Source organism: Streptomyces sp. NPDC086080, from assembly GCF_044540255.1.
In the GTDB taxonomy this organism is placed as follows: Bacteria; Actinomycetota; Actinomycetes; order Streptomycetales; family Streptomycetaceae; genus Streptomyces.
In genome coordinates, this window is record NZ_JBITRU010000041.1 from 1 (window position 1) to 19734 (window position 19734).

The window sequence follows — 19734 nt, forward strand, 5'->3', positions numbered from 1 at the left end:
ACTGGCGCCGCCGCCACCAGGCACGATCACGCACCAGTCACTACCAGCGACAAGCCGCATCCCAGACATGAAGATCACGATCTACAGCTGGAGTACTAGCCGACCCCTACGACAGCAAGGGCGCCATCTCCCGAGGCGTGAGGAGGCTTCAAGCGTCCCGGCTGGTGAGTGTCTAACTGCGTGACAACACCGACGAACGATGGCGGACGAGCACGGACGTCTACGGAACATCAGCGCAGGTGACAGTCAAGCCGACCCGAGGCAGCACCCCCATCCCAGTCGCTCCGGGACAAAGAGGTCGTGCCAGACGCGTGCCAGATCGTACGGGGAACCCGGGGGAACAGCGGGGAACGAACAGACCTGCCAGCGGGCGTTTACACCCTTGCGCCGCAGGTCAGCCCCAGTAGCGATCCCTAGATCACCTCAGCTTCCTGAGCTGAGGGCTCAGGCGTTGTCAGCACGTGCCGACCGTCTCGTGGCTTGCTCTGGTTGTTGCGAGGCCAGCGGCGGGCCGTCTCCGGGCCGTCCGAGGGCGGCCCACGACAACCGCTGACGACCGACAACGACCACGAGGGCGCGGCAGGCTGCCGCGCCCTCGTGGGGTGTCTGCCCAGCTAGACCCAGGTGTCCAGCCACATCCGTGCCCGCCAGTCGTCGATGGGGATGGGCTGGCCGGTGAGGATGGGCCAGAAGTAGATGAAGTTCCATGCGATGAGCAGGGTCAGGACGCCCGCTGCCGTGGCGCCCGCCACGCGGCGGTTGTCGCCGGAGCGGGGCGGGCCGACGAGCGCGCCCAGGAGCATCGCCACGGCCAGGCACACGAAGGGCAGGAAGACGATCGCGTAGAAGAAGAAGATCGTGCGTTCCTGGTAGAAGAACCACGGGGCATACCCGGCCACGATGCCGCAGGCGATGGCGCCGGCGCGCCAGTCACGGCGGAAGAACCAGCGCCACAGCACGTAGAGCAGGGCGAAGCAGCCCACCCACCACAGCATGGGCGTGCCGATGGCCAGGACTTCCTGGGCGCACTTCTCGCCCGCGTCGACGGGGCAGCCGTCCGCGCCGGGGGCCGGGGACTCGTAGAAGTACGACACCGGCCGGCCGGTGACGATCCAGCTCCACGGGTTGGACTCGTAGGGGTGCGGCGAGGAGAGGCCGACGTGGAACTCGTAGACCTGGTTCTCGTAGTGCCACAGGCTGCGCCACCAGTCGGGGAACAGCCAGGACCAGGCGCTGTCGCGGCCGTCCTTCACCGCCCAGTCGCGGTAGTAGCCGCCGGTGCCGTCGGACGGGGAGAGGATCCAGCCGGTCCACGACGCGAAGTAGGTGACCAGCGCCACCGGCACGGTCGACAGGAACGCCCAGCCCAGGTCCCGCTTCAGCACCGCCGTCCGGGGGCGCCAGGCGCCCGCGACCCTGCGCGCGCCGACGTCCCAGAGCACCGCCATCACACAGAACGCCGCCATGATGTACAGCGCGTTCCACTTGGTGCCGATCGCCAGGCCCAGCATCAGGCCGGCCACCAGCCGCCAGGGCCGGAAGCCGATCCGGGTGTTCTCGGCCGCCTCGGCGTCGGGCCGGGCCCGGCCGTCGGCGTCCACCGGCAGCGCGGCCGCCAGCCTGGCCCGCGCCCGGTCCCGGTCGACCACCAGAGCGCCGAACGCCGCGAGCACGAAGAACATCAGCACACCGTCGAGCAGCGCGGTCCGGCTCATCACGAAGTGCAGCCCGTCCACCGCCATCAGCGCGCCCGCGAGACAGCCGAGGAACGTGGAGCGGAACAGCCTGCGGCCGATCCGGCACAGCATCAGCACGGACAGCGTGCCCAGCAGGGCGGTCATGAACCGCCAGCCGAACGGATCGAAGCCGAACATCAGCTCGCCCAGCCCGATCACGTACTTCCCGACCGGCGGATGCACCACGTACGCCGCGTCGGTGGGGATCGGGACGTCCCCGCCCGAGTTCAGGATGAGGCTGTTGGCGTTCTTCTCCCAGTTGACCTCGAACCCGCGGTGGACCAGCGCCCACGCGTCCTTGGCGTAGTACGTCTCGTCGAATATCACCGCCTTCGGGCTGCCCAGGTTCCAGAACCGCAGCACCCCCGCCAGCAGGGTGACCAGCAGCGGGCCGCCCCACGCCGACCAGCGCGTGATCCGCCGCGCGAGCGGCGGCGCCACCCCGAGCGTCGTCCACAGCCGGCCCGACGGCTCGGTGTACGGCGGGACCAGACGGTCACGGACATCGCCTCTGGGGCCCGGCGCCCGGTAGCCGAAACGGCGCAGCCGCTGCTGCCACGTCTGCCGCTCGTCGAGCGGAGACTGCTCCTGCCGGGTGTCCGTGGAGGACGCGGTACTGGTCACCGCGCCATCGTAGGGAACGGTGCTGTGTGAGTCCCGCGCATGGGCGGTATGCCCCGCCTCTGTCGACAACTGCGAGGATGGGGCCGTGACCGGAACCCTCGTACTCGCAGGCACCCCCATCGGCGACATCTCCGACGCGCCGCCCCGGCTCGCCGAGGAACTGACCGGCGCCGATGTGATCGCCGCCGAGGACACCCGCCGGCTGCGCCGGCTGACCCAGGCGCTCGGGGTCACCACCAAGGGCCGGGTCGTGTCCTACTTCGAGGGCAACGAGTCCGCCCGTACGCCCGAACTGGTCGGGGAACTGGCGGGCGGCGCGCGCGTGCTGCTGGTGACGGACGCCGGGATGCCGTCCGTGTCCGACCCCGGATACCGGCTGGTCGCCGCCGCCGTCGAGCGGGACATCAGAGTCACCGCCGTGCCCGGACCGTCCGCCGTGCTCACCGCGCTCGCCCTGTCAGGACTGCCCGTCGACCGCTTCTGCTTCGAGGGGTTCCTGCCCCGCAAGGCCGGGGAACGGCTGGGGCGGCTGCGCGAGGTCGCGGACGAGCGGCGCACCCTCGTCTACTTCGAGGCCCCGCACCGCCTCGACGACACCCTCGCCGCGATGGCCGAGGTCTTCGGAGGCGCGCGCCGGGCCGCCGTCTGCCGGGAACTGACCAAGACGTACGAGGAGGTCCGGCGCGGCCCGCTGGCGGAGCTCGCCGAGTGGGCGGCCGAGGGCGTGCGCGGGGAGATCACCGTGGTGGTCGAGGGCGCGCCGGAGAAGGGGACGGAGGAGCTCGACGCGGCCGAGTTGGTGCGCCGGGTGCGGGTGCGGGAGGAGGCGGGGGAGCGGCGCAAGGAGGCCATCGCCGCGGTGGCGGCGGCGGCGGGGGTGCCGAAGCGGCAGGTGTTCGACGCGGTGGTCGCCGCGAAGACGGCCGGTAGTGCCGGTATCGCCGGTACGGCCGGTACGGCCGGTCCCGGGGAGCGCGGTTGAGGATCCGGGAGGCGGGGGCCGCTTCACCGGCCCCGGCCCCGGCCTCGGCCTCGGCCCCGGTCCCCCGGAACCGCGACGGCCATATCGACGTCGTACGGATTCCGTGCCCGGGCCACGTCGCCTTCGTCCGGGACGACTCTCGGGACGACGTCCGGGACGACTCTCGGGACGACGTCCGGAACGACGTCCGGAACGACGTCCGGAACGACGTCCGGAACGACGTCCGGAACGACGTCCGGAACAACGTCCGGAACAACGTCCGGAACGACGTCCGGAACGACGTCCGGAACGACGTCAGGGACGACGTCCGGGACGCCGCTCACCGTGAGCGCCGGGTGCCGGCCGCCGGGCCGGCCGGGGCACCCGAGCCGCTTCCGTAGGATCGGGGGCATGCCTGCGAACACCCCCGACAAGAACGCCGCGCCGCCGCTCCCGGAACCCCTGCGGGTGCCGGTCGCGGACTCGCACACCCACCTCGACATGCAGTCCGGCACGGTCGAGGACGCCCTCGCCAAGGCGGCGTCGGTGGGTGTCACGACGGTGGTGCAGGTCGGCTGCGACCTCAAGGGGTCCCGGTGGGCGGCGGAGACGGCGGCGGCCCACGACGCCGTCCACGCGACGGTCGCACTGCACCCCAACGAGGCCCCGCGCATCGTGCACGGAGATCCCGACGGCTGGTCCCGGCAGGGCGCCCGGGAGCCGGGCGGGGACGCGGGCCTCGACGAGGCGCTCACCGAGATCGACCGGCTGGCCGCACTGCCCCACGTCAAGGGCGTCGGCGAGACGGGACTGGACTACTTCCGTACCGGACCCGAGGGCAAGGAGGCGCAGGAGCGGTCCTTCCGCGCCCACATCGAGATCGCCAAACGACACGGCAAGACCCTGGTGATCCATGACCGCGACGCCCACGCCGACGTCCTGCGCGTGCTGAAGGAGGAGGGCGCCCCCGAGCGCACCGTCTTCCACTGCTACTCCGGGGACGCCGAGATGGCGGAGATCTGCGCCCGCGCCGGGTACTACATGTCGTTCGCCGGCAACGTCACCTTCAAGAACGCGGGGAACCTGCGGGACGCGCTCGCCGTGGCCCCGCCGGAACTGCTCCTGGTGGAGACCGACGCGCCGTTCCTCACCCCGGTGCCCTACCGCGGCCGGCCCAACGCCCCCTACCTCGTGCCGGTCACGGTGCGTGCCATGGCGGCCGTCCGGGGCATCGACGAGGACACCCTGGCCACGGCCCTCGGGGCGAACACCGCCCGCGCCTTCGGCTACTGATTCGGCTACCGAGCGGCAGCCGTTGCGTGCAGGCGCGGCCGGCCGCCATGGGGTGACAGGGGGTGACCGGGGGTGCCTCGCACGCCCCGTACCCTTGTCCCGTGACCAGCCCCACCCCTGACGCCCTCCTGGGCCCCGCCGACATCCGTGAACTGGCGGCCGCCCTCGGCGTACGGCCCACCAAGCAGCGCGGCCAGAACTTCGTCATCGACGCCAACACGGTGCGCCGGATCGTCCGCACCGCCGGGGTCCGCCCGGACGACGTGGTCGTCGAGGTCGGCCCCGGGCTCGGCTCGCTGACGCTGGCGCTGCTGGAGGCCGCCGACCGGGTCACCGCCGTCGAGATCGACGACGTGCTGGCCGCCGCGCTGCCCGCGACCGTCGCCGCCCGCATGCCCGCGCGCGCGGAGCGGTTCGCGCTGGTCCACTCCGACGCGATGCACGTCACCGAACTGCCGGGACCCGCTCCGACCGCGCTGGTCGCCAACCTCCCCTACAACGTGGCCGTCCCGGTGCTGCTGCACATGCTCGAGACCTTCCCGACCATCGAACGCACCCTCGTCATGGTCCAGGCGGAGGTCGCCGACCGGCTCGCCGCCCCACCCGGCTCGAAGGTGTACGGGGTGCCCTCGGTCAAGGCCAACTGGTACGCGGAGGTCAAGCGGGCCGGAGCCATCGGGCGGAACGTCTTCTGGCCCGCCCCGAACGTCGACAGCGGGCTGGTCTCGCTGGTGCGTCGCGCGGAGCCGCTGAAGACCGGCGCCTCCCGCCGCGAGGTCTTCGCCGTCGTCGACGCGGCCTTCGCCCAGCGCCGCAAGACCCTGCGGGCCGCGCTCGCCGGGTGGGCCGGTTCGGCGGCGGCGGCGGAGGCCGCGCTGGTCGCGGCGGGCGTCTCGCCGCAGGCCCGCGGTGAGTCGCTGACCGTCGAGGAGTTCGCCCGCATCGCCGAGAACAAGGACGCCCGCAGCGTCGAGAACCAGGACGCCCGCATCGCCGAGAACAAGGAGCCGGGCCCGCAGTGAGCGTCACCGTCACCGTCCGCGTCCCCGCCAAGGTCAATGTCCAGCTCGCCGTCGGAGCGGCCCGCCCCGACGGCTACCACGACCTGGCCAACGTCTTCCTCGCCGTCGGCCTCTACGACGAGGTCACCGTCACCCCGTCACCGGACGGCCTCCGGGTCACCTGCGCGGGCCCGGACGCCGGTGAGGTCCCGCTGGACCGGACGAACCTCGCCGCCCGCGCCGCCCTGGTCCTCGCCGGGCGGTACGGCCGGGACGCGGACGTCCACCTCCACATCGCCAAGGACATTCCCGTCGCCGGCGGCATGGCGGGCGGCAGCGCGGACGGCGCGGGCGCGCTGCTGGCGTGCGACGCGCTGTGGGGCACGGGTGCCTCGCGCGCGGAGCTCCTCGACATCTGCGCCGAGCTGGGCAGCGATGTGCCGTTCAGCCTGGTGGGAGGGGCGGCGCTCGGTACCGGGCGGGGCGAGAGGCTGACGGAACTGGAGGTCGGGGGGACCTTCCACTGGGTGTTCGCGATGGCCTCGCGGGGGCTGTCGACACCGGCGGTGTTCCGGGAGTTCGACCGGCTGGGGGAGGGGCGGGAGATTCCCGAGCCGGTGGCCTCGCGGGAACTGATCGGAGCCCTGGCCAAGGGCGACCCGTACGCGCTCGCGGCGACCGTTTCCAACGATCTTCAGCCGGCGGCGCTGTCGCTGTTCCCGGAGCTGGCGGACACACTGGCGGTGGGGCGGGCGGCGGGGGCCCTGGCCGCGCTGGTGTCGGGCTCGGGGCCGACCACGGCGTTCCTGGCGCGGGACGCGGAGGCGAGGGAGGGGATCGCGGGTGTTCTGCGGGCCTCCGGCATCTGCCGCACGGTGCGTACGGCGGCGGGGCCGGTGCCGGGGGCCATGGTCGTCTGACGTGTTCAGGGCCGCGTTTCGACCGTGCCCAAGTCGATGGCGATGGGGGAAGGCTTGTCGACCTTGATCCGGTCGCGGTGCCAACCCATGTGTACGTAGGCCTTTGTCATCGGGTCGAGTTCGTAGACATGGACGAGGGGCCGGCCTGTGGTTCCGTCCTGCTCGACCCGCCAGTAGTGGGGGATCCCCGCGGTGGCGTACTTGTGGGGCTTGGTCGTACGGTCGCGGGACTCCGAGTCGGGTGAGACGACCTCCACGGCGAGCAGGACGTCCTCGGCGCTGAAACGGGTCTGGTCCAACCCGGTGACCGCGTCGGCCCGAACCACGCTGACGTCGGGTTCCGGGCCGTTGCGCTCGTCCAGGACCACGGTCATCTCCCGCTCGACACTGAAGTCCGGGCCGAGGGAACTGCGTAGTCCGTTGACCAAGAGGTCGATCACAAGATAGTGGAAACGGCGCTGCGGACTCACGAAAACCAGGCTCCCGTCGATCAACTCGGTGTGCGGCGGGAGATCAGGCAGCGTGAACAGGTCGTCCACGGTGTAGCCGTCCTGGGGTGGCACCGGCCAGTGAGGGTGGCGGTGCTCTACGGACTCGGCGGTCATGGTTCCTCCCATGGACGGGATCCTGCTGCCTGCCCTCTACGGTAGCCGCCCGTTTCCGATCAGGTCATCACAACGAGTGACGATCTCCCGGCGCGTCGGCCACCCCCCGGCAGGCCCTACGCTGGATAGCCGAACGATCCACCGGGCAGGAGAAAAATGGCCGTCAACCTGGTCAATGTCGAGAACGTCAGCAAGGTGTACGGCACGCGTGCGTTGCTCGACGGGATCTCCCTCGGTGTCTCCGAGGGGGACCGGATCGGGGTGGTGGGGCGCAACGGGGACGGCAAGACCACGCTCATCCGGATGCTGGCCCGGCTGGAGGAGCCGGACACCGGGAGGGTGACGCACTCCGGCGGGCTGCGGATCGGGGTGCTCACCCAGCACGACTCGCTCGACCCCGCGGCGACCGTCCGGCACGAGGTCATCGGCGACATGGCCGACCACGAGTGGGCCGGGAACGCCAAGGTCAGGGACGTACTGACCGGACTGTTCGGCGGGCTGGACCTGCCGGGCTTCCCCAAGGGCCTGGACACCGTCATCGGACCGCTGTCCGGCGGCGAGCGGCGGCGGATCGCGCTCGCCAAGCTGCTCATCGAGGAGCAGGACCTGATCGTCCTCGACGAGCCCACCAACCACCTCGACGTCGAGGGCATCGCCTGGCTCGCCCAGCACCTGCGGGACCGCCGGTCCGCGCTCGTCTGCGTCACCCACGACCGGTGGTTCCTCGACCAGGTCTGCACGCGCATGTGGGACGTGCAGCGCGGTGACGTGTACGAGTACGAGGGCGGCTACTCCGACTACGTCTTCGCCCGCGCGGAGCGTGAGCGCATCGCCGCCACCGAGGAGGTCAAGCGGCAGAACCTGGTCCGCAAGGAGCTGGCCTGGCTGCGGCGCGGCGCGCCCGCGCGGACGTCCAAGCCGCGCTTCCGCGTGGAGGCCGCCAACGAGCTGATCAAGGACGTTCCGCCGCCGCGCGACAGCAGCGAGCTGATGAAGTTCGCCTCCTCGCGGCTGGGCAAGTCGGTGTTCGACCTGGAGGACGTCACCGTCCAGGCCGGGCCGAAGGTGCTGCTCAAGCACGTGACCTGGCAGCTCGGGCCCGGCGACCGCATCGGTCTGGTCGGGGTCAACGGCGCCGGGAAGACGTCCCTGCTGCGGGCCATGGCCGAGGCCGCGCGCAGCGAGGGCGAGGTGCAGCCCGCGGGCGGCGGCATCCGCGTGGGCAAGACCGTCAAGCTCGCCTATCTGTCCCAGGAGGTCGCCGAACTCGACCCGCAGTGGCGGGTGCTCCAGGCCGTACAGGCGGTGCGTGAGCGCGTCGACCTCGGCAAGGGGCGCGAGATGACCGCCGGCCAGCTGTGCGAGACCTTCGGGTTCGGCAAGGAGAAGCAGTGGACGCCGGTGGGGGACCTGTCCGGTGGTGAGCGGCGGCGGCTGCAGCTGCTGCGGCTGCTGATGGACGAGCCCAACGTCCTCTTCCTCGACGAGCCCACCAACGACCTCGACATCGAGACCCTCACCCAGCTCGAGGACGTCCTAGACGGCTGGCCCGGTTCGATGATCGTCATCTCCCACGACCGGTTCTTCGTCGAGCGCACCACCGACCGCGTGTTCGCCCTGCTCGGCGACGGCGCCCTGCGGATGCTCCCGCGGGGCATCGACGAGTACCTGGAGCGGCGCAGGCGCATGGAGGAGGCGGCCGCCGCTACGGCTGCCGCCGGCACCGCCGCGGCCGCCGCGGCGGCCACGGCGACGCAGGGTTCCGCGCCGGAGAAGAGCGCCGCCGACCAGCGCGCCGCCAAGAAGGAGCTGCAGAAGATCGAGCGCCGGCTGGACAAGATCTCCGAGCAGGAGACCAGGCTGCACGCCGCCATCGCCGAAAGCGCCACCGACTTCGCGAAGGTGGCCGAACTGGACGCCGAGCTGCGGGAGCTGTCCGGTCAGCGGGACGAACTGGAGCTGCGCTGGCTGGAATTGGCGGAGGACGCCTGAACCGGGCGGACGGCCCGGGAGCGTGCGGGGGCGCGGGTGGCGTGAAGAGGGCGTGAAGGCGCGTAACAGGGGCATCACGGCCCGGTTCTCCCTTGGGTACAGGGGTGGACACGGCCGGGTGGCGTGTCGGTGCCGGGTGATACAAAGGGCCGTCTGAGTAACGTCCACCGACGGCTCTGGGTTCATCACGTACCTCAGGGCGTGGCTAAAAATCAGTGAGCAAGGGGGAGAGCGCTGATGTCTCAGCCGCCCGACCAGCCGCCGCAGGGTGGCTTCGGAGCACCGCAGGATCCGCCGCAGGGTGGCTTCGGGGCGCCGCAGGATCCGCCGCCGGCCGGTGGGTTCGGGCCGCCCCAGGGTCCGCCGCCGGGTGGGGGGTTCGGGGCTCCGGGGACGACTCCGCCTCCGCAGGGGCCCCCGGCCGGCGCGCCGCAGCCCGGGTACGGCTACCCGCAGCAGCCTCCTCAGCAGCCGGGTCCCTACGGGGCCGGTCCGTACGCCTCCGGCCCCTACGGACAGCCGCAGCAGCCGGGACCGTACGGGCAGCCGGGATACGGCTACCCGCAGCCGCAGTTCCCCGGTGCGCCCGGCACCCCGCCCGGCGGTTCCGGCTCCCGCAACCCCTTCAAGGGCAAGCCCGCCCTGGTCGTCGGCGCCGCCGTGGTCGCGCTGCTGGTGGTCGGCGGCACCGTGTGGGCCGTCTCGGGCGACGACGGCGAGAAGGACAAGAAGCCCGTTGCCCAGCAGACCGACGATCCCAAGCCGGACACCTCCGGCAAGGCCCCGGTCAACCCGGGCGACGGCAGCGGCGACGGCGGCGACGATCCGGAGGACCTCAACGAGGGCCGCAAGGACGGCGAGTCCCGGGTGCTCTGGTACAAGGAGGCGCCCGACGCGCCCGGTTCCGGCGCCGACGCCCCCGGCATGTGGATCACCGACAAGACCGCGGTGAAGGCCGCCTACAAGGAGCTCTCCGCCTACAACGTCGGGGACGGCAGGCCCGCCTGGGACGCCATCACCTTCCCGCAGGAGATCTGCGCCGTCACCTCCCGGAAGACGGCCGACGACAAGATCGTCGTCGCCTACAAGAGCGGCAAGAGCGACCGCGCCAAGTGCAACCAGCTCCGGCTCGTCGACCTCGACACCGGCGCGAAGGGCTGGGAGCAGGAGGTCGCCGACGGTGATCTGTTCGACTCCGCGCTCTCCATCGAGCTGTCCCTCGTCGGCGACACGCTGATGGTGGGCCGCTCGCAGTCCGGCACGGCGTACGACGTACGCACCGGCAAGAAGCTGTTCGACGCCAAGAGGTACGGCGACGCCCCCTGCTTCCCCGCCGCCTTCGCGGGTGGTGAGCGGCTGATCCAGGTGGCGTCCTGCGGCGCCGGCGGCACCAGCGCGCACGACGAGGTTCGCGAGCTCGACCCCAGGACCGGCAAGGTCAAGTGGACGTACGCGTACGAGAAGGGCTGGCGGGTCGAGCGGGCCTTCTCCGTCGACCCGCTCGTCATCTACGCCACCAAGGAGGAGGACGGCGACAAGAAGGCGTGGAACATCGCCGCCTTCACCGCCACGGGCGGGCTGCGCTCGCAGGTCTCGGTCGACGAGAACTTCGACCCCGGCTGCGGCTGGGCCATCCTCGCGCGTGACCTCCAGGGCTGCCAGGGCGTCGTCGTCGACGGGGACACCCTCTACCTGCCCACCCAGGCCACCACGGGCGCCAACGAGATCGTCGCGATCAGCCTGGCCAACGGCAAGGAGCGGTGGCGCCAGTCCTCCCCGGCGAAGGAGCCGATGGTGCCGATGAAGGTGGAGAGCGGCAAGCTCATCGCCTATGTCGAGCCCTCGTACGACGCGGGCGGCCGGGTCGTCGCCCTCCCCGTCGCGGGCGGCAGCCACCAGCCAGCCGAGCTGTTGCGGAACCCGCAGGGTGTCGCGGACATCGAGAACGGCTTCTTCAGCAAGGACATCGACTGGGCCGACGGTCGTTTCTACATCTCGACCACCCGGCTGACCGGAAATGACGACTCGAAGGAGAAGTTGATGCTCGCCTACGGCAAGTGACGCACCGGAGCACCGTTCTCGTCGCTTTCCCGCCGCCCGCCGTCCCCTTCACCTTCCCCGAGGTACTCACGTCATGACCCAGCCGCCTCCGCCGCCCAACCAGCCCCCGCAGCAGCCCGGTTTCGGACCGCCGCAGGATCCTTCGCAGCAGCCCGACCAGCCGGCGCAGCAGCCGCCCGCGGCTCCGGGCGGACCTGATCTGAACAAGGCTCCCGAGCCGGGATACGGATACCCGCAGGCACCGCAGACTCCTCCGCCGTCCGCGCCTCCGGCCGCCCCGCAGGGACCCGGGTACGGGTACCCGCAGCAGCCGCCGGCCCCCGGGTACGGGTACCCGGGGCAGCCGCCGACCGCCGGATACGGGTATCCGGGGCAGCCGCCGGCCGGCCCGTACGGGCAGCCGCAGCAGCCGGGTGCGTACGGTCAGCCCGGGTACGGTCAGCCCGGGTACGGGTATCCGCAGCCGCCGACCATGCCCATGCAGCCCCAGCCGGGCGGCGGGCGGAAGTTCAACGCGCAGATGGCCATCATCGTCTCCGCGGTCACGGCCATCGCGCTGATCGTCGGCGCCGGGATCTGGTACGCCAACTCCGGCAAGGACGACGACAAGAAGACCACCGCGAACGGCGGCGACGGCAAGAAGGAAGAGAAGAACGGCGAGGGCGAGGGCGGTGGCTCCTCCTCCGGAGGCGGCGGAGCCAAGGAGAAGGTGCCCGCCGACACCGGCTCCAAGGTGCTCTTCCAGGTGCCCGCGCCCAAGGTGCCCGCGGGCGTCTCGACCGTCACCACCTCCGGTTCCTGGCTCACCGACACGGTGTACGCCAAGAGCGGCATAGCCGAGATCGTCGGCTACGACCCCGCCGACGGCACCGAGAAGTGGACGCTCGCCCTGCCCGGACCGGTGTGCACCGCGACCGACCATGTCACCGAGGACAACAGGACGGCGATCGTCTACAAGGCGGCGATGCCGACCAAGACGGACCCGGGGGTGTGCACCCAGGTCGCACTCGTCGACCTGGAGTCCGGCAAGGAGCTGTGGTCCAAGACCGCCAAGTCCGGCACCATGCCGATCAACTTCACCAGCGTCACCCTCAGCGGGGGCACCGTCGCCGCCGGCAGCAGCAGTGGCGGTGCGGCGTGGGAGATGGCCACCGGCAAGCAGCTGTGGGCGCCCAAGACGTCCGACCCCTGCTACGACTCCGGGTACGGCGGCGGCGAGAAGCTGGTCGCGGTCCGCAAGTGCGGTTCGTACGAACAGCGTCAGCTGCACATCCAGACCCTCGACCCGAAGACCGGCAACGTCGTCACCGAGTACAAGATGGACGAGGGCATCGAGTTCGCGGCCGTCGTCTCCACCGACCCGCTGGTCGTGGCCGCCGACGTCGGCGACTCCGCCGGTGACGGCAGCGGCATCTCGGACTTCTTCTCCATCGACAACAAGACCGGCAAGCTCCGGGCGCGTATCTCCGCGCCCGGCGAGGACTTCGCGGCCCGCTGCGACGGCATCTACAAACTGGAGGACTGCAGCGGACTGACGGTCGGCAACGACAGGCTGTACATCTCCACCGAGGAGCACGAGGGCAGCGGCGAGTCGTACATCCAGACGAACGAGATCGTGGCCTTCGACCTGGCGACCGGCAAGCAGACCGGCCAGCGGGCCGACGCGGGTGACGGGTACGACATGGTGCCGCTGCGGATGGACGGCGGCAACGTGATCGCGTACAAGCGTCCGCCGTACGACAAGGGCGGGCAGATCGTCAGCATCGACGGGGGAACCTTCAAGCAGACGGTGCTGCTGGAGAACCCGGCGACGGAGGCCGTGCGCGACGTCGAGACACGGATGCTGCCGACGTCCGCGGAGATCCTGTACGCCCAGGGCAAGCTGTACATGTCAAAGGTGTACGCAAGTGACTTCCTCACGCAGGACAAGGAGTATCTGGCGGTCGCTTTCGGTACGGGCTGATCGCCCGCCTGATCGATCGTGATCACTTCTGCGGCCCCGTCCCTGCTCAGGGACGGGGCCGTACGCGTACCGCTCATCACCGGCCCATCGCCACCGAATACGAGAATTTCGGTGATCCGGGGCGATTCTCGCCGGTAGGGGGAGCGCAACGTCGAACAAGCGTGTAGCTTCCGGGGGCATCCGGGGTCCGGGGGTGCGTTGTCGTGGGGGGTTGGTTGTTCGATGGGTGTGCGGTTGATGGTGGTCGACGACCACCGGCTGCTCGCCGAGGCGCTGGCCTCGGCGTTGAAGCTGCGGGGGCATCGGGTGCTGGCCGCGGCGGCGCCGGCGGCGGGGGCGGCGGATCTGGTGATCAGCCGGGCACCGGAGGTGTGTCTGCTGGGGACGGCGGCGCCGGCCGAGCCGGGGACGTTCGATCCGGTGGTGAAGATCAAGCGGGAGCGCCCGGCGGTGGCGGTGGTGGTGCTGGGGCCGGTGCCGTCGCCCCGGGGCATCGCGGCGGCGTTCGCGGCGGGGGCGTCGGGGTACGTGCGGCACGACGAGCGCATCGAGGGCGTCGAGCGGGCGATCATGAAGGCGCGTGCGGGGGAGGCGGCGGTGGCGCCGCAGCTGTTGCAGGGGGCGTTCGGGGAACTGCTGAATCCCGCGGTGCAGCCGGACGACGAGGGTGCGCGGTTGCTGCAGATGCTGACGCCCCGGGAGGTGGAGGTGCTGGTGCGGGTGGCCGACGGGGAGGACACCCGGCTGATCGCGGCGGGGATGAGCATCGCACCGTCCACGGCGCGCACGCACGTCCAGCGGGTGCTGATGAAACTGGGCGTGGGCTCCCGCCTGGAAGCGGCGGCCCTGGCCGCCCGTACAGGACTCCTGGACCGGGCGGGCCGCCCGCTCGGCTGACGGGGCCGCAGTGGGCCGGGCCGCCCCGGCCCGCGCGCGGCCCGGCTCACCCCGCGCGCGGCCCGGCTCACCCCGCGCGCGGCCCGGCTCACCCCGCGCCGGACTCCTCCCGCTCGTCAGGCAGGGCGTCCGGTGGGGGCGGAGCCGTCGGCCGGAGCCACAGCCACAGCAGGAACAGCAGCCCGAGGATCAGCATCCCCAGGCCCGTCCACAGGTTGATGTTGACCCCCTCCGCCTTGTCGATGTCCGCGTCGGACGCGGTGAACCCGGCGATCATGACGATCACCCCGTACAGCACGAACAGGCCCCCGATGATCCGGCGGATGTCGAACAACCGGGCCGCCGTGGCGGACTTGCTCTCCAGGTCGGTGATCTCCCGCTGAAGATCACGCTCGGAGTAGTGGTCGGACATGGTCCCTCAATCCTCCCGCGTTCAGAACGAGAAGGGGATTTGACATCCTCGCCGCCCTGAGGGGATGGCGATTCCCGCCTACCGTGCCGTTGAGGGCTGTGGTGTCGGGTGGGTTCCTGCTTCGCTGCGCGGTGCGGGCACAGGTGCCCGTCTTACCTGCGCTCGACAGGCTGTCACGGCCAGTCCGGCCGCCTTGGCGATGTTGACCGCCGCGTTGATGTCCCGGTCCAGGACGGCCCCGCACGCCCCGCAGGTCCACACACGGACGTGCAGGGGTTTGGGGCCGTCCTTGGCGCCGCATTGCGAGCACACCTGAGACGTGGGCTCGAAGCGGCCGATCCGGATGAACTTCCGCCCGTACCGGGCGGCCTTGTACTCCAGCATGGCCACGAACGCCGACCATCCGGCGTCGTGGACGGACTTGGCCAGGCGCGTGCGGGCGAGTCCTTTCACCGCCAGGTCCTCCACGGCGACCGCTTGGTTCTCGCGGATCAGCTTCGTGGAGAGCCGGTGGTGGAACTCGCGGCGCGCGTCCGCTACGTGGGCGTGCGCCCGTGCGACGCGGACCCTGGCCCTGTCCCGGTTCTTGCTGCCCTTCTCCTGGCGCGAGAGGGCGCGCTGTGCCTTCTTCAGGCGCTTTTCGGCCCGGCGCAGGAAGCGTGGGCTGTCGATCTTCGTGCCGTCGGAGAGGACGGCGAAGTGCCCGAGCCCGAGGTCGATCCCGATCTCGGGCGTGGTCTCCGGCAGGATCTCCTCCGGGCCGCTCTCCACGACGAAGCTCGCGAAGTACCGGCCCGCGCTGTCCTTGACCACTGTCACCGTGGACGGCACCGACGGCAGAGCGCTGGACCATTTCACCCGCACATCGCCGATCTTCGGCAGGCGCAGCTTCTGCCCCGGAGTGATGGACCAGCGGGCGTTCGCGGTGAAGCGAACGGCCTGTCGGGTGTCCTTGCGCGACTTGAACCGGGGCGCACCCATGCGCGGGCGCTTGCCCTTCAGCCCGTCGAAGAAGTTTCGGTACGCGGTGTCCAGGTCGCGCAGGGACTGCTGGAGAATCACCGCCGAGACCTCGCCGAGCCAGGCCCGTTCCGGCCGGTTCTTGGCCTCGGTGATGAGCGTCTTCGACAGGTCGCCGGTCTTCGGGAACGGCATGCCTTCGCTGCGGGCGGTCTCCCGCGCGCGGAGCGCGTCGTTGTAGACCACCCGCGCACACCGGTCGCGTCCCGCGAGGTGGTGTAGGCGATCACGCGCTTCGCCCTCCGGTACCCGGCTCGCGGTGATCTCCACGTCGGCGCGGCGCGCGAAGCGGCCCGGTCAGGCGCCGCGAGTGCCCCAGCCGGTCGACGTACCCGGCGTGACCTGCGAGTCCGGTCCGTTGATCGGCTACACCACCCGGCGGGACGCCATCCGCACACCCGAACGCTCTCGCCAATGCCGTGCGCTGACCGGCGCCCGGGTACAGGCGGAAGCTGTACCGAAGCTGCACGCGGATCACGCTACAGATGTGGGTTATGGGTATCGATGAGAACAATCGTGCAGGTCGTCACTGCCGAGCAGCACCGGGCTTGCGGTACCACGCGTCGTCGCCCGCCGCAGGCGGCTCCGCCATGCCGGGGGAGCGCGTGCTTGGGAACAGGCCCTGGAGGCCATCGGCCGACTTGGGCGCCGTGAAGAGGGATACGGCACCATGGCCACCGCTTCCGCGACGAAGCCGCGATCGCGGAGACGAAGTTGGCGCCTTGGTCGGTAGGGATGTCGATGCCCAGCACGACGACGAAGTAGATCCCGAGAATCGTGTAGTCCAGCCAGTTGGTGGGGAGTCGAAGCTCCGCGGCTGGATATGTGGGGGTTTGCATACACACTCACTTCGTTCGCGAACCGATCCGGTGCGGAACCCGCGCTTCCGTGTTCAGTGATTGAACACGTTCGGTCATGTGTCGTGTTGGAGCGTGAGGAGATCGGCGCGCTGGTGAGTTGTGATGTGTTATGTTTGATTGTGTTGGGTGGTTGGCGGGATCAGAGGAGTGCGGCAGTGAAGAAGACCTCGACCCGGCTGGCCGACGGCCGCGAGCTCATCTACTACGACCTCGGCGACGACACCGTGCGGGACGCCCCGGACCGCCGTCCGCTGTCCGCCACCGTCACCACGAGCGAGATCCGCCGTGATCCGCTGCTCGGCGACTCCATCGCCATCGCCTCCCACCGCCAGGGGCGGACGTATCACCCGCCGGCCGACGAGTGCCCCCTGTGCCCGTCCGAGGGCGACCGGCTGAGCGAGGTCCCCGACGCGTCGTACGACGTGGTGGTCTTCGAGAACCGCTTCCCCTCGCTGGCCGGGGACTCGGGACGGTGCGAGGTCGTCTGTTTCACCTCCGACCACCACGCCTCCTTCGCGGATCTGAGCGAGAGCCAGACGCGACTGGTGCTGGACGCCTGGACCGACCGGACGTCCGAGCTGTCGCATCTGCCCTCCGTCGAGCAGGTGTTCTGCTTCGAGAACCGGGGGGCGGAGATCGGTGTCACCCTCCAGCACCCGCACGGGCAGATATACGCCTACCCCTTCACCACCCCCCGGACCGCCCTGATGCTGCGCCAAGTGGCCGCACACAAGGAGGCGACGGGCGGGGAGAACCTGTTCGACGTCGTGCTGGAGCGGGAGCGGGCGGAGGGGCGGATCGTCCTCGAGGGTGAACACTGGGTGGCCTTCGTGCCCTACGCGGCGCACTGGCCCTACGAGGTCCACCTGTATCCCAAGCGCCGCGTGCCCGACCTGCTCGGCCTCGAGGAGGCGGCGCGCACAGAGTTTCCCCAGGTGTATCTGGAACTCTTGAAGCGCTTCGACCGGATCTTCGGGGAGGGCGAGTCCCCGACGCCGTACATCGCGGCCTGGCACCAGGCACCGTTCGGCCAGTTGGAGGCGTTCGACGGCGTCACACGCGACGACTTCGCGCTCCATCTGGAGCTTTTCACCATCCGCCGCACGTCCGGCAAGCTGAAATTCCTCGCGGGCTCCGAGTCCGGCATGAACGTGTTCATCAACGACGTGCCGCCGGAGCGCGCGGCCGAGCGACTGCGGGAGGTAGCGAGTTCATGAACGGGAAGTACCTGGTCACCGGGGGTGCGGGGTATGTCGGCAGTGTCGTCGCCCAGCATCTGATCGAGGCCGGCCACGAGGTCGTCGTGCTCGACAACCTCACCACCGGCTTCCGCGAAGGCGTCCCCGAGGGCGCGTCGTTCATCGAGGGCGACATCCGCGATGCCGCCAAATGGCTGGACCCGTCCTTCGACGGCGTGCTGCACTTCGCCGCCTTCTCCCAGGTCGGCGAGTCGGTGGTGAAGCCGGAGAAGTACTGGGACAACAACGTCGGCGGCACCATGGCCCTGCTCGCCGCGATGCGCGATGCGGACGTGCGCCGCCTGGTGTTCTCCTCCACGGCCGCCACGTACGGCGAACCCGAGCAGGTGCCGATCCTCGAATCCGCCCCGACCCGCCCCACCAGCCCGTACGGCGCCTCCAAACTCGCCGTCGACCACATGATCACCGGTGAGGCGAAGGCCCACGGCCTGGGCGCGGTCTCCCTGCGCTACTTCAACGTGGCCGGCGCCTACGGCACCTACGGCGAGCGCCACGACCCCGAGTCGCACCTCATCCCGCTCGTCCTGCAGGTGGCCCAGGGGCGACGCGAGGCGATCTCCGTCTACGGCGACGACTATCCGACGCCCGACGGCACCTGCGTACGCGACTACATCCACGTCGCCGACCTGGCCGAGGCCCATCTGCTCGCGCTGAAGGCCGCCGTGCCCGGCGAGCACCTGATCTGCAACCTGGGCAACGGCAACGGCTTCTCCGTCCGCGAGGTCGTCGAGACCGCGCGCCGGGTCACCGGGCACCCGATCCCCGAGGTCGTGGCGGAGCGCCGGGGCGGCGACCCGGCGGTCCTGGTGGCGTCCGCCGCCACGGCCCGCGAGAAGCTGGGCTGGAACCCGTCGCGCGCGGACCTCGCGGGCATCGTCGCGGACGCGTGGGAGTTCACGCGGCAGCGCGCCAACTAGAACGCAACGAAGGGTCAGGGGTCAGGGCATGAACGAGTCCAGCGGGGCCGTCGCGGGGTCCGTCGCCGAGCGGTTCGAGCAGTTGTACGGGGCCGCGCCGGAGGGGGTGTGGGCGGCGCCGGGCCGGGTCAACCTCATCGGCGAGCACACCGACTACAACGACGGCTTCGTCATGCCGTTCGCCCTGCCGCACACCGCCGTCGCGGCGGTGTCCCGGCGGGACGACGGCGTACTGCGGCTGCACTCCGCCGACGTGGACGCGCCGGTCGTGGAACTGCCGGTGGACACCCTGGCCCCCGGCACCGACAAGCGCTGGACCGCCTACCCGGCGGGCGTGGTGTGGGCGCTGCGCGAGGCCGGACACCCGGTCACCGGCGCCGACATCCACCTCGCCTCCACGGTGCCGGCGGGCGCCGGCCTGTCGTCGTCGGCCGCCCTGGAGGTCGTCGTCGCACTGGCCCTGAACGACCTGTACGCACTCGGCCTGCGCGGATGGCAGTTGGCCCGGCTGTGCCAGCGCGCGGAGAACGTCTACGTCGGCGCCCCGGTCGGCATCATGGACCAGACGGCCTCGGCCTGCTGCGAGAGCGGCCACGCCCTGTTCCTCGACACCCGCGACCTGTCCCAGCGTCAGATCCCCTTCGACCTGGCCGCCGAGGGCATGCGCCTGCTCGTCGTCGACACCCGGGTCAAGCACAGCCACAGCGAGGGCGAGTACGGCAGGCGCCGGGAGGGCTGCGAGAAGGGCGCCGCCCTACTGGGTGTCGACGCGCTCCGTGACGTGCCGTACGAGGAACTGGACGCGGCCCTTCAGCGGCTCGGCGACGAGGACGAGGTCCGCCGGCTGGTCCGCCACGTGGTGACGGAGGACACTCGGGTCGAGCGGGTGGTGTCCCTGCTGGAGGCCGGCGACACCCGCGCCATCGGCCCGGTCCTGATCGAGGGCCACACCTCGCTGCGTGACGACTTCCGCGTCTCCTGCCCGGAACTCGACCTGGTGGTGGACACGGCGGTGGCCGCGGGTGCCCTCGGTGCCCGGATGACGGGCGGCGGCTTCGGCGGCTCGGCCATCGTCCTGGCCGAGGAGACCGACGTCCCCGCCGTCACCAAGGCGGTCGAGGAGGCGTTCGCGGCAGCCGGGTTCGAGACCCCCCGGGTCTTCGAGGCGGTACCGGCGGCGGGCGCCCGGCGGGTTCGGTAGGGCCCGGACCCC

General features: G+C 71.0%; 16 protein-coding genes and 1 pseudogene. 11 read left to right on the forward strand and 6 right to left on the reverse strand.

The annotated features are described in order from the left end of the window. Positions 1–614: 614 nt before the first annotated feature. Entirely contained in the window at positions 615–2360 is a 1746-nt protein-coding gene (locus tag ACIF9R_RS33130) for a dolichyl-phosphate-mannose--protein mannosyltransferase (RefSeq protein ID WP_399986114.1), read from the reverse strand. 85 nt (positions 2361–2445) lie between these two features. Between ACIF9R_RS33130 and rsmI the strand changes: the two genes are divergently transcribed. The 4 genes from rsmI (at position 2446) to ACIF9R_RS33150 (ending at position 6535) form a co-directional block, all read left to right on the forward strand. Then, entirely contained in the window at positions 2446–3342 is an 897-nt protein-coding gene (rsmI, locus tag ACIF9R_RS33135; RefSeq protein ID WP_399986115.1) for a 16S rRNA (cytidine(1402)-2'-O)-methyltransferase, read from the forward strand. 390 nt (positions 3343–3732) lie between these two features. Further along, positions 3733–4614: a TatD family hydrolase gene (locus ACIF9R_RS33140; RefSeq protein WP_399986116.1), complete on the forward strand. Its 882-nt coding sequence runs from the start codon at positions 3733–3735 to the stop codon at positions 4612–4614. A 101-nt stretch (positions 4615–4715) separates the two neighbouring features. Beyond that, positions 4716–5636: a 16S rRNA (adenine(1518)-N(6)/adenine(1519)-N(6))-dimethyltransferase RsmA gene (rsmA, locus tag ACIF9R_RS33145; protein WP_399986117.1), complete on the forward strand. Its 921-nt coding sequence runs from the start codon at positions 4716–4718 to the stop codon at positions 5634–5636. After that, complete coding sequence (locus tag ACIF9R_RS33150; RefSeq protein WP_399986118.1) at positions 5633–6535, forward strand: 4-(cytidine 5'-diphospho)-2-C-methyl-D-erythritol kinase; 903 nt, start codon at positions 5633–5635, stop codon at positions 6533–6535. The genes rsmA and ACIF9R_RS33150 overlap by 4 nt, the downstream gene beginning before the upstream one ends. A 5-nt stretch (positions 6536–6540) precedes the next feature. On the opposite strand, the gene ACIF9R_RS33155 is transcribed toward ACIF9R_RS33150, so the two are convergent. Beyond that, positions 6541–7140: a Uma2 family endonuclease gene (locus ACIF9R_RS33155; RefSeq protein WP_399986155.1), complete on the reverse strand. Its 600-nt coding sequence runs from the start codon at positions 7138–7140 to the stop codon at positions 6541–6543. A 156-nt stretch (positions 7141–7296) separates the two neighbouring features. On the opposite strand from ACIF9R_RS33155, the gene ACIF9R_RS33160 reads away from it, so the two are divergent. The 4 genes from ACIF9R_RS33160 to ACIF9R_RS33175 all read left to right on the forward strand — a co-directional run bounded on the left by ACIF9R_RS33160 (position 7297) and on the right by ACIF9R_RS33175 (position 14053). Further along, the gene (locus tag ACIF9R_RS33160; RefSeq protein ID WP_399986119.1) at positions 7297–9132 is read left to right on the forward strand and encodes an ABC-F family ATP-binding cassette domain-containing protein; all 1836 of its coding nucleotides are present in this window, start codon (positions 7297–7299) and stop codon (positions 9130–9132) included. A 237-nt stretch (positions 9133–9369) separates the two neighbouring features. Beyond that, positions 9370–11193, forward strand: coding sequence for a PQQ-binding-like beta-propeller repeat protein (locus ACIF9R_RS33165; RefSeq protein WP_399986120.1), 1824 nt, complete (start codon positions 9370–9372; stop codon positions 11191–11193). A gap of 73 nt (positions 11194–11266) precedes the next feature. After that, a complete protein-coding gene (locus tag ACIF9R_RS33170) occupies positions 11267–13156 on the forward strand; it encodes a PQQ-binding-like beta-propeller repeat protein (RefSeq protein WP_399986121.1) in 1890 nt (629 codons plus the stop codon). Between the two features lie 222 nt (positions 13157–13378). Beyond that, a complete protein-coding gene (locus ACIF9R_RS33175) occupies positions 13379–14053 on the forward strand; it encodes a LuxR C-terminal-related transcriptional regulator (protein ID WP_399986122.1) in 675 nt (224 codons plus the stop codon). Positions 14054–14141: 88 nt separating this feature from the next. Here ACIF9R_RS33175 and ACIF9R_RS33180 read toward each other — a convergent pair whose 3' ends face one another. The 4 genes and pseudogenes from ACIF9R_RS33180 to ACIF9R_RS33195 all read right to left on the reverse strand — a co-directional run. Beyond that, on the reverse strand, positions 14142–14465 hold the full coding sequence (locus ACIF9R_RS33180) for a hypothetical protein (RefSeq protein ID WP_399986123.1): 324 nt from the start codon (positions 14463–14465) through the stop codon (positions 14142–14144). A gap of 78 nt (positions 14466–14543) precedes the next feature. Next, positions 14544–15749 carry an RNA-guided endonuclease InsQ/TnpB family protein gene (locus ACIF9R_RS33185; protein ID WP_399986156.1) on the reverse strand — a complete coding sequence of 402 codons (1206 nt, stop codon included), beginning with the start codon at positions 15747–15749 and terminating at the stop codon, positions 14544–14546. Then, the gene (locus ACIF9R_RS33190; protein ID WP_399986124.1) at positions 15712–15963 is read right to left on the reverse strand and encodes a helix-turn-helix domain-containing protein; all 252 of its coding nucleotides are present in this window, start codon (positions 15961–15963) and stop codon (positions 15712–15714) included. The genes ACIF9R_RS33185 and ACIF9R_RS33190 overlap by 38 nt, the downstream gene beginning before the upstream one ends. A gap of 48 nt (positions 15964–16011) precedes the next feature. Then, positions 16012–16228, reverse strand: a pseudogene (locus tag ACIF9R_RS33195) (Na+/galactose cotransporter); the annotation flags it as partial. A 272-nt stretch (positions 16229–16500) separates the two neighbouring features. On the opposite strand from ACIF9R_RS33195, the gene galT reads away from it, so the two are divergent. From galT to galK, 3 genes are read left to right on the forward strand one after another with little or no spacing between them, the layout of a single operon-like run. Further along, positions 16501–17562: a galactose-1-phosphate uridylyltransferase gene (galT, locus tag ACIF9R_RS33200; protein ID WP_399986125.1), complete on the forward strand. Its 1062-nt coding sequence runs from the start codon at positions 16501–16503 to the stop codon at positions 17560–17562. Then, complete coding sequence (gene galE / locus ACIF9R_RS33205) at positions 17559–18521, forward strand: UDP-glucose 4-epimerase GalE (RefSeq protein ID WP_399986126.1); 963 nt, start codon at positions 17559–17561, stop codon at positions 18519–18521. Before galT ends, galE begins: the two co-directional genes overlap by 4 nt. A 28-nt stretch (positions 18522–18549) precedes the next feature. After that, positions 18550–19722, forward strand: coding sequence for a galactokinase (gene galK, locus ACIF9R_RS33210; protein WP_399986127.1), 1173 nt, complete (start codon positions 18550–18552; stop codon positions 19720–19722). Positions 19723–19734 lie beyond the last annotated feature (12 nt).

Excerpts from the sequence above, each read along its gene's own strand:
- ACIF9R_RS33155 (WP_399986155.1), bottom strand. The coding sequence starts at position 7,140 with ATGACCGCCGAGTCCGTAGAGCACCGCCACCCTCACTGGCCGGTGCCA.
- galE (WP_399986126.1), top strand. The coding sequence starts at position 17,559 with ATGAACGGGAAGTACCTGGTCACCGGGGGTGCGGGGTATGTCGGCAGT.
- ACIF9R_RS33160 (WP_399986119.1), top strand. The coding sequence starts at position 7,297 with ATGGCCGTCAACCTGGTCAATGTCGAGAACGTCAGCAAGGTGTACGGC.
- ACIF9R_RS33180 (WP_399986123.1), bottom strand. The coding sequence starts at position 14,465 with ATGTCCGACCACTACTCCGAGCGTGATCTTCAGCGGGAGATCACCGAC.
- galK (WP_399986127.1), top strand. The coding sequence starts at position 18,550 with ATGAACGAGTCCAGCGGGGCCGTCGCGGGGTCCGTCGCCGAGCGGTTC.
- ACIF9R_RS33175 (WP_399986122.1), top strand. The coding sequence starts at position 13,379 with ATGGGTGTGCGGTTGATGGTGGTCGACGACCACCGGCTGCTCGCCGAG.
- ACIF9R_RS33170 (WP_399986121.1), top strand. The coding sequence starts at position 11,267 with ATGACCCAGCCGCCTCCGCCGCCCAACCAGCCCCCGCAGCAGCCCGGT.
- ACIF9R_RS33165 (WP_399986120.1), top strand. The coding sequence starts at position 9,370 with ATGTCTCAGCCGCCCGACCAGCCGCCGCAGGGTGGCTTCGGAGCACCG.
- ACIF9R_RS33140 (WP_399986116.1), top strand. The coding sequence starts at position 3,733 with ATGCCTGCGAACACCCCCGACAAGAACGCCGCGCCGCCGCTCCCGGAA.